We start from the raw sequence: 15,025 nt of genomic DNA, 5'->3' as shown, positions 1-15,025 counted from the left end.
CGGAGCAGCAGCCGTGGAGGCACGCAGCATCTCCACAGGGTTTATCGGAACACGATAATTTCTCACAGCGCGTCTCCGGTGCGTCGAACAATCCGGAAGGTCCTCTTCCACCCGGAGTCGCGACGGGCCACCGCGCCCTGCCACTGCGCGTCGCCCGACGGCAGAATCGAGGCGAAGCCGCGGGACTGCGAGCCCTCGAGGCGGCACGAAGATTCCACTCACCCGGCAGTCACGAGGGTTGACGACTCGGCTGTCCTCGGGGCTCATCCCTCTCCACCGAACAGCCACGCCAGCATGATCGAGGAAACGTATGCGAACTTCTGAACCGCGTCTGGTCCTGCCCCCGAGTCGAGTGGACCCGCGTACGCCGCCCGCCATGGTGGATGAGTTGGTGCCCGAAAACCTCACGCTGCCACGACGCAGCCACCTCCTTCTCGTAAGCCGTCCATAACTCTGCCTGCTGTTCGCGAGATTACTGGCCGGCCCGGACCGGACCAGCCACCCCGCTGTCCGTCCCCGTGGCCGTGCGCTTCTTTGCCGGGACGACAGCGGCCGTATCCGAAGGGCACCACAAAATCTCATGAGCACACACAAAGGGCTCCAGGCGAACGTCCTGGGCACCTTCGACAGCGTTGTCATGGCGGTAGCCGGCAGTGCCCCCGCCTACTCCCTGGCGGCGACCACAGCGGTGCTCGTCGGCACTGTCGGTTTCGCCGCCCCTGCCGCGTTGCTCTACTGCGCGATACCCATGTTCGGCATCGCCTGGGCGTTCAACTACCTGGGCAAGCTCGACATCAACGCCGGCGCCAGCTACTCATGGGTGGCCCGTGCCCTCCATCCCTCCCTCGGCTTCCTCAGCGGCTGGGCGCTGGTGGTCTCGGCCACGATCTTCATGGTCGCGGGCTCTCTGCCGGCCGGCAGCATGACACTGTCCCTGTTCGCCCCGGACCTGGCCGAGAACACCGCGCTGGCGACCGTGGTCGGCGCGATGTGGTTCCTGGTGATGCTCGTCGTCGTGCTCAAGGGAGCGCGACTGACGGTCCACGCCCAGCTGATCATGTCTGGCATCGAGCTGCTCATACTGCTCGCCTTCGCCGTGGCGGCCTTGTTCCATGACAATGCGGTTCAGTACTTCTCCTGGTCCTGGCTGGGCTTCAGCCACTTCGATGGCGTCCAGGGCTTCGCAGCCGGAGCGTTGATCGCGGCGTTCTACTACTGGGGCTGGGACGTCACCAGCAACCTCAGCGAGGAGACTCGCAACAGCCGCAAGACGTCAGGGCTGGCCGGCTTGGTTGGCCTCGCCGTCGTCTTCGTCCTGTTCGAGGTCTTCACGATCTCTGTGAACCTGCTGCTCACCGCCGAGGAGATCGAGGCCAACAGCGCCAACGTCCTGGCGCTGCTCGGCGAGCGTCTCTGGCCCGGCTGGGGCGGCAAACTGTTGATCGTCGCCGTCATGCTGTCCACGATTGCCACCCTGGAGACCACCCTCATCCAGGTGACCCGCTCCCTGTTCGCGATGGGCCGCGACCGCACCATGCCGGCCGCCCTCGGCGCCTCTCACCCCCGCTACCGGACACCCTGGGTCGCGCTGGTGGTTGTCGGTGCGGTCGCCCTCGGGCTCTTTGTGGCGTCCAATGCGCTGGGCTCGGTCGGCGACATCCTGGAGAGCGCTGTGGCCGCCATCGGACTCCAGATCGCCGTCTACTACGGGCTGTCCGGAGTTGCGGTCGTCGTCGCCTACCGCAAAGTGCTGCTGAAGAACCCGGCGAACTTCATCTTCGGCGGGCTGTGGCCGCTGACCGGGGCGCTGTTCCTGTTCTGGGTGTTCGTCGAGTCGCTGGGCGCACTCGATGCCACCGCCATCTGGATCGGCATCGGCGGTCTCGCCGTGGGCCTGGTGCCGATGTTCGTGTACCGGCAGAGCCCCTACTACCGTCCGGATCGGCTCGACGCCGCAAAGACCGAGCGAATCAAACAAGAGTACGAAGGCCTGGAACCCGTGTCTGCCTCGTCCGCTGACAACACCATAGCCACGGACTTCTGAAGGGCGCGGCCATGACACCGGGAAGCAAGCCCTTCACTCCCGAATTCGACGCTACGCTCAGGGACCGGGATCTCGCGAAGGCGCGCCAAGACATCGCCATCGGCCGGTGGCAGGGTCTTCCCGAGCTGCTCCACTCCACCGGACACGACTGGGACCGCCGCACCCACCGGGTGCGCCTGCTCGCCCAGTCCACGGCCGGCACGACCATCGCCGAGGAATGGCACACCGCCCGGCCGGGTGATCCGGACGCGCTGGTGCTGCGGGCGGATACAGAGGTGCTGCGCTGCTTCAACCTCGCCGTGGCCGCGGGGGACCCTGGCGCTGCCGGCCAGGACCGGCTGGACATGGCCGTACGGACCTGCCTTCGCGCGGCCGACGCACATCCTTACGACCCTGTGCCCTGGGTATCGCTCCTCACCATCGCCCGGCTATACGCGGGTGGGCACCGCCAATTCAACCACTGGTGGAAGGAGCTGAAACTTCGGCACCAGGACAACCGGGAAGCGCACAATCAAGCGCTGCGCCATGTGTCCGCTCGCTGGCACGGCACGCACGGGACCATGTACGACTTCGCCCGGGACGTGGTGGACAGCACTGCGCCGGGCTCGCCACTCGCCGTACTCCTGCAGGTCGCGCGGCTGGAGGAGTACCGCTACCGCCTTGAGCGTGAGGGTGACATGGCACTCTTCCTACGTCGGCATTGGAGTACCGACGTAGCACTCGCCGATACCCGTCGCACCTGGGATACATGGGTCGTCAACTGGGACGGCATCTACCGGGCGCAGGACATCGCCGACTTCAACTACTTGCTGCACGCGACGTGCGCCGGCGGGCTGTACAGCGAAGCGGCGTACCTCTTCAAGCTGCTCGCCGACCAAGCAACCGCAGTGCCCTGGTCCTATTTCGGCGACCCCGCGACCGTCATCGCAAAGTGGCACCGCACTGTCATGCGCTCAACCTGATCATTGACCCGCAACTCTGAATATTGTGTCGTGCTTACAACCCCTAACGAAATGATCTTTGGGCGGGTTGGATGGCTCCGCGTGCCGGTCGTCGTGCTGCCGTACCCATCCTGCGCCGCCAGCGATAACGCACGGCTCAGAATCGAAGAACGCGAGGCCCGGGACAGAAGTCGCGGGCCTCGCCCCATTTCGCCCCGACTGCCGCTTGCGAACATCTGGCGCCGGTCAGCCCGTGGCGGCCGCCCCTTGGCCGAACTCAGGAACATCGTCCACGGTCGGTCCAGGCGGAGCCGCTGGAAGCGGAGCGGGTTGCGGGTAGATGCGCCGTGGTCGATGGCACGGTCGGCGCTGACCTCGGCAGCCAGGGCGGGGTGGACGAGGGTGGCGTCGAGGATGCCGCGGCTCCCCCACGTCGGGGTCTGTCAATCGAACGGCTCTGGCCTGTAGTCGGTGGTGACGCCGAGTAGCCATCCGCGATCATGATCTTGTGATGGATGTCAACCCCCTTATCGGGACGGTGTTTTCCGGTTCGGCACTGGCCGTCGAGGACGTGACGGACGACGGTGACAAGGTGGTGGTCACGGCCCGCACCCGGGATGTGGCGGTGCCGTGTCCGGCGTGCCGAACGCCAGCGGCGAGGGTGCACGGGTACCACCGCCGGACGGTGCGGGACGTGCCGGTCGACGGCCGCCCGGTCGTCGTCCACCTGCGCGTACGAAGGCTGGTCTGTCCGGTTCTGGGCTGCTCCCGGCAGACCTTCCGTGAGCAGATTCCCGGACTGCTGAAGCGTCATCAGCGCCGCACTGTGCGTCTCGCCGGGCAGATATCGCAGGTGGCACGGGAGTTATGCGGCCGCACGCCTGGCCGGCCTGCTGGCCGTGCCCGTCTCCCGCAGCACCGCACTGCGGCATCTGCGGCGCCTGCTGCTGCCCAAGCAGGCCATCCCGCGGGTGATCGGCGTGGACGATTTCGCCCTGCGCCGCCGCCACCGCTACGCCACGATCATCACGGATGCCGAAACCGGCCGACGCATCGAGGTCCTGCCCGACCGCGAGAGGGCCACCCTGGAGTCCTGGCTGCGCGAACATCCCGGCATTGAGGTCGTGTGCCGGGACGGCTCGGCCACCTACGCCGAGGCCGTCCGCCGCGCCCTGCCCGACGCGGTGCAGGTCAGCGACAGATGGCACCTCTGGCACAACCTCTGCGACAAAGCCCAGCTCGAGGTCCGCGCGCACACCGGCTGCTGGGCCACCATCAACCCGCCCCGCCCCGGCGGAATACGCGAGCAGACCACCCGCGAACGCTGGAACAAGATCCACGATCTCCTCGGCCAAGGTATCGGCCTCCTCGACTGCTCCCGCCGCCTGGGCCTGGCCCTGAACACCGTCAAACGCTATGCCCGCATGCCCGAAACCCAGGCCCTGCGCCTCACCCCTGCCTACCGGCCCACCCTCGTCGCCCCCTACCGCGAGCACCTGCGACGGCGCCGTGCTGAGGAACCGGCCGTCCCGGTCACCCACCTCCTCGAAGAGATCCGGGAGCTGGGCTACACCGGCAGCGCAAACCTCCTGGTCCGCTACCTCAACCAGGGCCGCGCCGAAGGCGACCGCCCCGTCACCACGGTGCGTCACGCCGGCCGCCTCCTGCTCACCGACCCCGTGAATCTACGCCCGAAGGAAACGGCCCTCTTGGAGAAGATCGCCGCAGCCTGCCCGGAGATGACCGCACTCGCCGATCTCATACGCGACTTCGCCGCTCTGCTGAAACCAGCCGAGGGCAACGACACGAAACTCACCGATTGGATCACAGCCGCCCGCACCGTCGCCCTGCCCCACCTGCGAAGTCTCACCAACGGGCTCGAAATCGACCGGCCCGCCGAGAACGCCGGCCTCACCTTGCCTTACCACAATGGCCGCACCGAAGGCGTCAACACCCGCACCAAGAGGATCATGAGACAGATGCACGGACGCGCCGGATTCGGCCTTCTCCGGCACCGCATCCTCCTGCCCTGACGGCTACTCGGCGTCACCACCGACTACGGGCCAGAGCCAATCGAACGGTGTAGCGCGGGCGGTTGGGATTACTGACGGGCTGCGGAGAGGCGGCCATCGAAGGTGATGTCGAAGGCGTTCAGGGCGGTCTTCCAGCGCATGGTCCAGCGGGCCTGACCACGGCCGATGGGGTCGAGCGACATGATGGCCATGTAGACGCACTTCAGGGCGGCGGTCTCGTTGGGGAAGTGTCCGCGGGCCTTGACCGCCCGGCGGATCCTCGCGTTCACGGACTCGATCGCGTTGGTGGTGCAGACGATGCGGCGGATCTCGGTGTCGAAGCGGAGTGTGCGGGCGATTCGTATGTTCGCGGCGGCGAGGGCACGTCGATGGCGCGGCAGATCTCACCAGACCCGCCCTTGTGGAGCAGTTGTGGGTCACGGGAGCCGCTCAGGAGTCGAGGATCCGTCGGATGCTGGCCGCCTACGACCAGGAGGCGCACACGCTGCGTCCGGAGGTACGTGAGCTGTTGGGCGGGCGGGCGTACAACCCGAGGCACAGGCGGGACGCCAAGCCGCTACTGCCGTACGACGAGTCGATCTGGAAAAGTCTGCACGAGGTGTGCCGGGCGGAGATCCAGGAAGCCTGGTCGCAGTTCCGTGGGGCTCGTGCCGCGGCTGAGAAGGGACGGGATCCCTATCAGCACGGCTGGTCGTACGAGAACTTGTGCTGGTGGATGGTCCGTCACGGGCCGGGCACGACTCCTCGCTACGAGGGGAAGGCAGTCGGCCGCCTCACCGAAGGCATCGCCTGCTCGGCCCAGATGATTTTTCCCGTGGCCGTGTAGCGGGTGCCCCACTGTTGGGTTATTTGCGCCACGATGAACAGGCCCCGGCCGCCCTCGTCGTCACCGGCGGCGTGCCGCATGTGCGGGGAAGTGTGGCCGCTGTCGGACACCTCGCAGATGAGTGTCTTGTCGCGGATGAGACGCAGCTGGATGGGGCCGGCCCCGGCATAGCGAATGGCGTTAGTGACCAGTTCGCTGACCACGAGTTCGGTCGTGAAGACCAGGTCGTCGAGTCCCCAGGCGCGGACCTGGTCAGATGCCCCAGCCCGGGCCCGGCCAGCGGCCTGACGGTCTGCGGTCAGCTCCCAGACGGCTACCTGTTGCTGGCCGAGGAGACGGGTGCGGACCAAGAGCAGCGCCGCGTCATCTTCTGCCGGGCCGGGCAGCAGAGTCCCGACCACCTCGTCACACAGGTCGTCCAGGGTCCCCGTCGAGTGGCTCAGGACCGCACTCAGGGCGGCAAGTTGCTCGTCGACATCGCGGTCACGACCTTGCACGAGGCCGTCGGTGAACAGGGCGAGCAGACCGCCTGGTGGAATGGCCAGTTCCGCAGACTCGAAGGGCAGGCCGCCCAGCCCCAGCGGCGGAGCCGACGGCAGCTCGGGAAAGGTCACCGTGCCATCGTCCGGGTCGACGACGGCAGGCAGCGGGTGCCCGGCCCGCGCCATCGTGCACGTTCCGGACACCGGGTCGTACACGGCGTAGAGGCAGGTGACCCCGAGGGCCTCGTCTTCCGGGAGTTCCTCGCCCTCGATGCGCACCGCGGCCCGTTCGTTGCCGCCCTGGGTGACGAGGTCGTCGAGGCGGGCGAGGAGTTCATCGGGGGCGAGGTCCATCCGGGCCAGCACTCGCACGCTGGTGCGCAGCCGGCCCATGGTGGCGGCGGCGCTCAGACCGTGCCCGACCACGTCCCCCACGACCAGTCCCACCCGGGTTCCGGACAGGGGGATCACGTCGAACCAGTCGCCGCCCACACCCGCGCGGCTGTCGGCAGGCAGATAGCGGTACGCGAGCTCCACCGCGGACAGCTGCGGAAGCAGTCTAGGCAGCAGGCTGCGCTGCAGCACGAGGGCGGCGGCGTGCTCGCGGGCATACCGGCGGGCATTGTCTATGCAGACTGACAACCGCGCGACGAGTTCGCTGGCCACGGCCAGTTCCCCCTCATCGAGAGGGTCGGTGCGGTGTTCCCAGACGAAGGACACGATGCCGAGGTCGGTTCCTTCGGTGCGGAGCGGTACGGTCAGCAGGCCCGGTTCATGAACGGGCCGTACCGTGGCCGGGCAGTCATCGGCGGTGATGGTGGAGACGGCTGGGGGCTCCTCGTGGGGCCATAGCCGCACCATCCGGATTTCGGGCACGGCACCGGGGCGTGACCGGTCGCTGTGGAGGACCGTCTCCAACAGGTCCACCGTGACTGCATCGGCGAACCACGGGGTCGTCACGGCGGCGAACTCGCGGGCCGTGCGCCTCGTGTCAAGCGTCGTACCCACACTCCGGCCGGCCCGGACCAGGAGGTCTAGGCGCTGTTGGGCGAGGTAGCGCTCGGTGATGTCGACCGTCTCCTCGCATACGCCCAGCGGTGATCCTGCCGGGTCCTCCAGCCGGTAGTATGAGCATGACCAGATCCGGTCGCGGTCTGGCGTGGATGGTGGGCGGCCCCGGTAGTACAGCTCGATCACGGGCTGACCGGTCGTGAGCACCTCGCCGATGACCTCCTCCAGCGTGTCGGGCATGCCGGGGGAGACGATCACGCCGTGCGTGACCATGTCGTCCGGGCCGAAGCCGGCGTAGTCGGCGGGCCCCATCTCCTCGTAGAGAGCGGCGTTCGTCCACACCACGCGGAGCCGGGTGTCGTAGATGGCCAGGCCGATGGGCGACCGGGTGGCCAGCCCACGCAGCATCGACTGCAGGGCGTTCCACTGCTCGGTCTCGCCGGCCTCGGCCATGGCGAGCAGGCGCGCCGGTCGCGTCCCGACGACACCGCTGAGACTACTGCCGCCGTCACCGTCCGGCTTCTCGCCACCGAGCGACAGGGCGAGGACGACCACCGCCGCCCGCTCGCTGTGCCCGTCCCGGTGACGCAGCCGGATCACGTGCCGCATGCCTGGCGAGAATTCCGGCGCCGCGGCGTCGGTCACGAGGTCGGCGAACTTCCGGCCGAGAACCTCGGACGCCCCGTACCCGAGCAGCTCCGCGGCCGCCGGGCTCCAGCCGACCACCCGGCCCGCGCCGTCGAGCACGGCCGTGGCCGCCCGGGACATATCGAGGGGGCCCTGCCGTTCACCGAAACCGGGAATCTCGCTCACGACGCCCCCTCACTGCGCTGGCCGACGGCGAGCGGTGGGGCGAGGCCATCGGGGCCCGTGACCTCACCGGCCTCGCTCGGGGCCATAGCGGGCGTGTCGCCCACGGGCTGCTCCCCGTGCGGGCGGGCGGCCGGCGACGTACCCCTGGCGCCGACTGCTACCAGCCCGTCCCCGGCTTGTCGGGCCTGGCCGGCGGTTGGAACGCGAGCGTGTGGCGGCGTCGCACGCCCACCTCTATGTGGGTACGACAGACGCCCAGTTGGAACGGAGCTTGCCCACCGTCGTCCAGATTTCCAGGTCACGCCTCTCTCCCGGTCACACAGCCATAATGCCTCTGCCCCGCAGCCGCCGCGACCGGACGGCAGTAGGTGGACTGCTCCCTGACGGCGCGCCGCAGCCTGGACGACAACTACAAGGCGACGTGGCCGGCCGGGCCGGTACCGACCGTGGAACGCAACTCGACCGCCTTATGCGGGTCGGCATCGGCGGGATATCCGCTACTCGCTGCGCGGGAATCCGCCATGCATTGTGCGCGCCGACCCGGAGCCCCACAAGACTGGGCGGCTCACCGACTCACGGATTGCTCCCTTCCTGCCTGCAATGGTTTCCGTTGACTTTCTGGCCATGTGAACTGATTTCGTTGAAATCTGGCGTCGTGACTGCGATATTGATAGCTTGAGGGGGAGTCGACTTCGAGGGTAATCGGCCTGTGCTGGCCCGCGACAGTCGACACGCCTTGGGTCTGCCAGCGCAGCTGTGTGGGCCCGCCCCGTACGCGTACCGCGCGCGGCGTCCTCGGCGGTCCCGGCTACGCGGTACCACCCCTGCATGCTGCGCGGTCGCCGGACGCGCTACGTCCCTTAGCTTACTGAGCCTGCACATGCGACCGAAGCGCCCGCCAGCCAGAGTCGCGCAGGAGGCGCAGGCCCTCGCTCAGCACGGAAGCAGCGCAGCTGAGCGGCCGAGCAGGTGGTGGTTCTTGTGCATGGCCCGAAGCACCGGGGTGGGGGCATCTGGTCCGCACGCCTGTCACGCCCCGCCCGCCCCACGCAGCTCAGAAGAGGAATACCGCGGGTTCGGAATTCTGCCTCTCCACCAGTGGATCCTCATCAGCCTCGCTGAATCGCTCAGACAACACGTCCAGAGTTGACGCAGAAGGAGCCTTCACCCGCCGTGCCGACGAACACCTCCTCGGCGGCCGGGTAGACGCGACCATCGCCTGCGCCAAAGACCTCCCCGGCGTCCACGACAGGGCTCCGGGTATGGCCGTCGGGTCCGTCCTTGCCCGCGAGGACGCCCGCGACGTTCTGGTCTTCCCTGTCAAGTTTGTGTGTTCAGAGGTCAGTTCCACCACCGTCTCCTGCCCTGCCTGAGCAGGGTCCTTGCCAGCTCCCAGGAGCTTCACCACGATGTCGCGGTGGTGAGCATGTCCTTGAGCCTCGTCGGTGGCCTGCGCAGATCGGCGCCCGGCTCGGCGGTGAGGCCGACAAACAGTTGCTCGCCAAGGCTCTGTGCACCCCAATCGCCGCCGCCGACCTGTTCTCCCGCGCGTGAGCCACACGGCCGCCCGAGCCCTGGCCCCCCACACCCGGGACTTAGCAGGTAAGCGAGCATTTCCGGCAGATAGGTGAAAGGTCGTGGCATCTGGGTGAAACCTGCCCTGGCTCTGCACGCGACTGCGTTCACACGAGATGACACTCGCCAGCGGGGCCCGTTGATCATCACTGCACGGCGCATACGTTCGCACGGGCCCGGCCACGGGCAACTCCCGTGGCTGGTGGACAGTCCCGAGCCGGAGGTAGACCGCCCGTGGCGGCGAACGGAAACCCGACCGTACGACGACGCCGGCTGGGCGCGGAGCTGCGCCGGCTCCGCCTGGCCCGTGGCCTGACCAGTACCCAGGTGGCCGAACGCCTATTGATCTCTCAGCCCAAGATCAGCCACCTGGAGAACGGCCGCCGCGCCATCAAGCCCCGTGACGTGCGGGACCTGTGCGCCCTCTACCAAGTGACGGACCCACAGCTCATCCACTCGTTGATGCAGATGGCCGCGGAAGCGGACCGGCAGGGCTGGTGGGTCGCCTGCGGCGAGGTACCGTACGCCGTCTACATCGGCTTGGAGACGGCAGCCGCTTCTGTCCGCTCATACGAGCCCCTGGTGGTCCCCGGCCTGCTGCAAACGCCCGCCTACGCGGCCGCGGTCATCGCGGAAACGATCCCTCTGGCCACCCCTGAACAGATCGCCGTGCGCCGTGAGGTACGGCTGCGCCGTCAGTCCCGGGCCCACCACCCGGCCCGGTGCTTGCGCTTATGGGTGGTGCTGGATGAATCCGCACTGCGCCGCGTGGTCGGCTGCCCGCAGATCATACGCGAACAGCTGGAGTTCCTGAATCGCCTTGGCGCGCAGCCGCACGTCACCGTGCAGGTCGTCCCGCACAGCGCGGGAGCCCACCCCGGCGTCTCGGGACAGTTCTCCATCCTCGACTTCCCAGACGCTCCCGGGGCGGGGACCGTGTATCTGGAGCGGTTCAACAGCGACCTCTATCTGGAGAAACGATCCGACGTGCGGCACTTCAGCGCCATGTTCGACCATCTTCAGGCGCAGGCCCTGAACCCGGAGCGCACCCGCTGCTTCATCACCCGCGCCGCCGAGGAGCTGCCGGCCGCCGCATCGCTGCCCGGCCGGCCGTGATCGGCGCACCGGCCGCAGGTCACTGCGTCGCGTACAGCCGATCGCGCAGGTACAACAGGACGGCGGTGTCCGCGACGGCGGCCAGATCGGCCAGCAGGGTGCGGATGGCCGCGCCGTTGCCGTCACGAACCGCCCGCACGATCTGCTCGACCACCTCGCGTACGGACGGATCGATGCCTGCCGGACCGGCCGGGGCCCAACCAAGGCCGACCGGTCGGGCAGGCTCGCCGGCGCCGGCGCCCGCCGAGGTGCCTGGCACTGCCGTCATGTCATCCCCTAACGGATCGCCCCGGGCGCAGGTCACGGCCCGCGCGGCGCGGCGGGTGGCCGTCCTCCGCCCTCCTATGGAGCCCTGGGACGACCGCAACAGCGCACTTACCGACGAAGCGACCGCGCCAGACGGCAAGCGCCAAAGGAGGCCCCACGGGTGGCTTCCGGTCGCCGTGGCGTGTCACAGGACGGCGCCGAGCGCCAGTCCGATGGGCGCGCAAACCGGGATGACCAGCATGTATGCCGTGACGGCCCGCAGACAGCCGGGGTCGTGGATGGAGAGTCCGACGTGGCGGGAGGCCAGCATCGCCGTGTTCTCCTCGGGCGGGCTGTCCGTCATGGTGCGTCTTCCTTCCGTGTTCGGCTCCCGGGCGGGCGAGGGCACGGGTGGACGAGGATCTGCATGCCGAGCTCTCCGGCGTGCTCGATTACGGCCGCGACCTCTGTGGCCTCGACCGTACGAACGTCCGGCTCAGAGCCCGTGATGAGGTAGGTGATCTGGTAGAGCTGGACGGCTCCTCGGTCGCGGCTGGTCGCGGTGTGCCTCCGGGCCTTGCAGAAATTCCGAAGCGGCAGGTCAACGGCCCGGCCCAGCAAGCCCCAGGAACGCCCTTCTCTCATTTTGGGAACGCATGGGCTCCTTTGCAGGTCAGCGGGCTCGCCGCGACGGCTGGGGACAGACATGCCTCCCCAATATCGACGACTACGACGCCCACCGGACGTCGACCTCAGCGCACTCGGCAAGAACGATGTGGTGGCCGCCTGAGCGGGAAGAAGGCGCGCCGCATGTACGCCGGATCACTGGCCGAGATGTACCTCACGATTGTGGCGGGGTATGCGCCCAGGCTGGTGTTGGAGCCGGGGTTCAGCGCCAGCCGGCCCTGGGCGGCGAGCGCATCGTCACCGCAGACGATCATCGGTAGGGGGTAGCGAGTCGCTCTGCGTCACCCTGCTCGCGTGGTCCTGGTCCTGTGGCGCAGGCGCTGCCTCAACCCGTTGCCCGCTTCGCCCACCGCGATCAGGAGCACCGCGGACGCACCGCATCCCACAAGGGTCACCGGCCGGCCCAGGGCCACGGTCGACAGCACCAGTACGAGCGTGACGACCGCCCACCACCCCAGGAATGATCCCAGCGGGCGCCGCCAGTTCCGTGTCCCGCTCACGGGGCACCAACTCCCGGCGTGCCCGTCGGGGAGAGGGGCGGCCAGGAGTGCTCGTACGCCGGGGGGTTCCACGGTTTGGGGGCGGGAGGGGCTGCGAACGGCCCGGCCCGGTTGGCCATGAGGATCAACATCGTCCCGACGAAGAGCAGGGTGATGACGATGAGGGCGAGGCCGACTGGGTTTTGGGGGTTGTAGTAGTAGTGGTTGGTTCCCCACTTGCTGCGTTTGAAGACCGGCTCGTCGTCGTGATGCACAGGCTTTCCCCGGCTCGAAGGTCCTTGGCTGCCGCAGCACGCAGGCGCGAAGCGCGGGTACGGGCTGCCGGATGGCTTGCAGAGTTGGGTGTATCCCCGGTGCGCGCCGGGGCGACTGCGGCTGCGGCTAGGGCTCGATCAGGCCGGCGCGGATGGCGTAGCGGGTGAGTTCGAGGCGGTCGCGCAGGCCGAGTTTCTGGAGGAGGTTGGCGCGGTGTCGTTCGACGGTCTTGGGGCTGATGACAAGGAGGTCGCCGATCTCCTTGGAGCTGTGGCCCTCGGCGACGAGTTTGAGGATCTCCTCCTCGCGTTCGGTGATGGCCCGTTCCGGGATCGGGCCGCCGGTGCGGGCGCGGTCGAGGTAGCTGCGGATGAGGGTGGTCTCGGCGCCGGGGTAGATGAACGGCTCGTCGCGCAACGCGGCGCGGCAGGCTTCGACGAGGTCGCGGTCGGCGACGGATTTGAGGACGTAGCCGGAGGCGCCGGCGCGCAGGGCTTCGAAGAAGTACTGCTCGTTGTCGTACATGGTGAGCATCAGGATCCGCAGGCCGGGTTGGATGCGGGCGAGTTCGCGGGCGGCCTGGAGGCCGGTCTGGCGGGGCATGGCGATGTCGAGGACGGCGAGGTCGATGTCGAGGGTGCGGGCCTGGGTGACGGCTTCGGCGCCGTCGGCGGCCTCGGCGACCACGGTCAGGTCGGGTTCGGCGTCGAGGATGAGGCGTACGCCGCGGCGGACGAGGGTGTGGTCGTCGGCGAGCAGGATGCGGGCGGGCCCGCCCTCCGGCTGACTCATGCTGTCGCCCCCGTGGTGTCGTGGATTTCGAGTCGGACCTGGGTGCCGCCGTGCGGGCTGGCCCCGACGAGGAGTTCGGCACCGATCAGCAGGGCGCGTTCGCGCATCCCGCGGATGCCGGCGCCCTCGGGTGCGTCCCCAAGCCCGTGGCCGTTGTCGCGGACCAGCAGGCCGACGCCGCCGCGGGGCAGCGGGCGCAGGTGGACCTCGACGCGGGTGGCCCCTGAGTGCCGGGCGGCGTTGGTCAGGCCTTCCTGGGCCACGCGGTAGAGGACGAGCTCGGTGGCCGGGTCCAGGTGGGGCAGGCCCGGGGTGATGTAGGCGGTGACGCCCAGGCGCGGGGTGGTGAACTCGGCGGCCAGGGACCGCAGCGCGCTGTACAGGCCGAGTTCCTCCAGGACGCCGGGGCGCAGGCGTCGGGCGATGCGGCGGATCTCGTCCAGGCTGGCGCGGGTCGTCTCCTGGGCCTGGTGCAGATCGGTGCGCACGGGCTCGGGGGCGCGGTCGGCGGCGTGCTTGATCTGGAGGAGGACGGCGGTGAGGGTCTGGCCGATCTCGTCGTGGAGTTCTTGGGCGATGCGCTTGCGTTCGGCCTCCAGCGCGGTCAGCACCCGGCCGCTGCTGGTGGCGCGCTCGGCTTCGAGCCGGTCGAGCATGGCGTTGAAGGTCCGGGTGAGTGCGGCAACCTCCCCGCCGCCGGTGACCGTCGGGCGGGCGTCGGGTTTGAGGAGGTCGGCGGTGGCCATGGCCCGGTTCAGGCGGGCGAGCGGGGCCAGCCCGACCTTCAGGAGGACCGCGTTGATGACGAGCATCGCGGCCAGCCCACCGAGCAGCACGAGCGCCTCCCCGAACAGAACCGGCGTGGAAACGGTGACCGGGCCCAGCAGCAAGGCCACCGCGAGGGCCAGCACACCTGCGTTCAACAGGAAGATCCGCCAGTACAACGACACGGCCACACGCCTTTCCAGCCGGTCCCCCAGCATCCGTCACGGCCGCCCGGCCTCCCCGCATCCAGGCACTTTGACCTGCGACGGAGCCCACTTCCCCGGCCCCATCCTCACGCCGGTGGAACGCTGCTGTCTATCCGTGCCGACACCCATATTTCGGACGCGCGGAAAGTGGCACGATGGGCCCGCCGAGCGGCTTCTCCTGCCCGAGACCATTGTCCGCCGCAGCGGCGTCACGTACGAAAGCGAACATAAGGGGGGACAGCTGTGCCTGCTCCACGGATGAGCACCACACCACTGCCCGGCATCGGGGTCCAGTACGACCTCACCACCCGCGAACACCGCCACCTGTCCGTGGTTGCGCACCGCGACGGCACCCGGACGGTGAACCTCTACCGGGCGGATGACCCCGACGCCTGCGCCCAGTCCCTGCATCTGACGGGCGCGGAGACGGCCTCGCTGATCGACGCGCTGATGCCGGCGCACCACAGCCCCAACGTGCTGCACACCACCGACCTCGGCCTGGTCGCCGAGCGGATCGAGCTGTCCGCCCACTCGTACTGGAACGGCCGGGTGCTGGGCGAGACCCGGATGCGGACCGAGACCGGCGTCTCGATCGTGGCCGTGCTGCGCCGCGCGGAGGCCCGCCCCTCACCCGCGCCGGACTTCCGCCTGGCCGGCGGGGACACCCTCATCGTGATCGGCACCCGCGAGGGCGTCGACGCCGCCGCCTCCATACTCGGACGGGAGTGACGCC

General features: G+C 68.8%; 12 protein-coding genes and 2 pseudogenes. 6 read left to right on the top strand and 8 right to left on the bottom strand.

Annotation, left to right across the window (positions count from 1 at the left end; all coding sequences use genetic code 11):
* The first annotated feature begins 580 nt into the window (after positions 1-580).
* The 3 genes and pseudogenes from OG764_RS30500 (at position 581) to OG764_RS30490 (ending at position 5,018) form a co-directional block, all read left to right on the top strand.
* Complete coding sequence (locus OG764_RS30500) at positions 581-2,044, top strand: APC family permease (protein ID WP_033215640.1); 1,464 nt, start codon at positions 581-583, stop codon at positions 2,042-2,044.
* A gap of 11 nt (positions 2,045-2,055) precedes the next feature.
* Positions 2,056-3,006: a hypothetical protein gene (locus OG764_RS30495; protein ID WP_033215637.1), complete on the top strand. Its 951-nt coding sequence runs from the start codon at positions 2,056-2,058 to the stop codon at positions 3,004-3,006.
* Between the two features lie 490 nt (positions 3,007-3,496).
* Positions 3,497-5,018: pseudogene (locus OG764_RS30490) on the top strand (ISL3 family transposase).
* A gap of 68 nt (positions 5,019-5,086) precedes the next feature.
* On the opposite strand, the pseudogene OG764_RS30485 reads toward OG764_RS30490, so the two are convergent.
* Together OG764_RS30485 and OG764_RS30480 are read right to left on the bottom strand one after the other, a co-directional pair.
* A pseudogene (locus OG764_RS30485) lies at positions 5,087-5,344 on the bottom strand (transposase); the annotation flags it as partial.
* A 421-nt stretch (positions 5,345-5,765) separates the two neighbouring features.
* Positions 5,766-8,105 carry a SpoIIE family protein phosphatase gene (locus OG764_RS30480; protein WP_051762684.1) on the bottom strand — a complete coding sequence of 780 codons (2,340 nt, stop codon included), beginning with the start codon at positions 8,103-8,105 and terminating at the stop codon, positions 5,766-5,768.
* A 998-nt stretch (positions 8,106-9,103) separates the two neighbouring features.
* Between OG764_RS30480 and OG764_RS41805 the strand changes: the two genes are divergently transcribed.
* Positions 9,104-9,523: a hypothetical protein gene (locus OG764_RS41805; protein ID WP_078909021.1), complete on the top strand. Its 420-nt coding sequence runs from the start codon at positions 9,104-9,106 to the stop codon at positions 9,521-9,523.
* Between the two features lie 436 nt (positions 9,524-9,959).
* On the top strand, positions 9,960-10,841 hold the full coding sequence (locus OG764_RS30475; RefSeq protein ID WP_033215631.1) for a helix-turn-helix domain-containing protein: 882 nt from the start codon (positions 9,960-9,962) through the stop codon (positions 10,839-10,841).
* Positions 10,842-10,860: 19 nt separating this feature from the next.
* On the opposite strand, the gene OG764_RS30470 is transcribed toward OG764_RS30475, so the two are convergent.
* From OG764_RS30470 to OG764_RS30445, 6 genes are all read right to left on the bottom strand, one after another.
* Positions 10,861-11,109 (bottom strand): hypothetical protein, encoded by a 249-nt coding sequence (locus tag OG764_RS30470; RefSeq protein ID WP_158711737.1) that lies wholly within the window; start codon positions 11,107-11,109, stop codon positions 10,861-10,863.
* A gap of 183 nt (positions 11,110-11,292) precedes the next feature.
* A complete protein-coding gene (locus OG764_RS30465) occupies positions 11,293-11,451 on the bottom strand; it encodes a hypothetical protein (RefSeq protein ID WP_158711736.1) in 159 nt (52 codons plus the stop codon).
* Between the two features lie 604 nt (positions 11,452-12,055).
* The gene (locus OG764_RS30460; protein ID WP_328971566.1) at positions 12,056-12,274 is read right to left on the bottom strand and encodes a hypothetical protein; all 219 of its coding nucleotides are present in this window, start codon (positions 12,272-12,274) and stop codon (positions 12,056-12,058) included.
* The gene (locus OG764_RS30455) at positions 12,271-12,528 is read right to left on the bottom strand and encodes a hypothetical protein (protein WP_033215628.1); all 258 of its coding nucleotides are present in this window, start codon (positions 12,526-12,528) and stop codon (positions 12,271-12,273) included. The genes OG764_RS30460 and OG764_RS30455 overlap by 4 nt, the downstream gene beginning before the upstream one ends.
* Before the next feature lie 127 nt (positions 12,529-12,655).
* Complete coding sequence (locus OG764_RS30450) at positions 12,656-13,321, bottom strand: response regulator transcription factor (RefSeq protein WP_033215626.1); 666 nt, start codon at positions 13,319-13,321, stop codon at positions 12,656-12,658.
* Positions 13,318-14,271, bottom strand: coding sequence for a HAMP domain-containing sensor histidine kinase (locus OG764_RS30445; protein WP_033215838.1), 954 nt, complete (start codon positions 14,269-14,271; stop codon positions 13,318-13,320). Before OG764_RS30445 ends, OG764_RS30450 begins: the two co-directional genes overlap by 4 nt.
* A 279-nt stretch (positions 14,272-14,550) precedes the next feature.
* Here OG764_RS30445 and OG764_RS30440 point away from each other — a divergent pair, with 279 nt between their 5' ends.
* Positions 14,551-15,021, top strand: a complete 471-nt coding sequence (locus tag OG764_RS30440; RefSeq protein ID WP_033215624.1) for a cation:proton antiporter regulatory subunit — start codon at positions 14,551-14,553, stop codon at positions 15,019-15,021.
* Positions 15,022-15,025: the final 4 nt, after the last annotated feature.

Source organism: Streptomyces sp. NBC_00239 (assembly GCF_036194065.1).
In the GTDB taxonomy this organism is placed as follows: Bacteria; Actinomycetota; Actinomycetes; order Streptomycetales; family Streptomycetaceae; genus Streptomyces.
Note: the sequence above shows the minus strand (reverse complement) of the source record. Positions and strands in the feature narration are given on the sequence as shown.

Bases quoted from the DNA above. Each gene is read 5' to 3' on its own strand.
- OG764_RS30470 (WP_158711737.1), bottom strand. From the start codon at position 11,109: ATGACGGCAGTGCCAGGCACCTCGGCGGGCGCCGGCGCCGGCGAGCCT.
- OG764_RS30440 (WP_033215624.1), top strand. From the start codon at position 14,551: ATGAGCACCACACCACTGCCCGGCATCGGGGTCCAGTACGACCTCACC.
- OG764_RS30450 (WP_033215626.1), bottom strand. From the start codon at position 13,321: ATGAGTCAGCCGGAGGGCGGGCCCGCCCGCATCCTGCTCGCCGACGAC.
- OG764_RS30480 (WP_051762684.1), bottom strand. From the start codon at position 8,105: ATGTCCCGGGCGGCCACGGCCGTGCTCGACGGCGCGGGCCGGGTGGTC.
- OG764_RS30465 (WP_158711736.1), bottom strand. From the start codon at position 11,451: ATGACGGACAGCCCGCCCGAGGAGAACACGGCGATGCTGGCCTCCCGC.
- OG764_RS30495 (WP_033215637.1), top strand. From the start codon at position 2,056: ATGACACCGGGAAGCAAGCCCTTCACTCCCGAATTCGACGCTACGCTC.
- OG764_RS30500 (WP_033215640.1), top strand. From the start codon at position 581: ATGAGCACACACAAAGGGCTCCAGGCGAACGTCCTGGGCACCTTCGAC.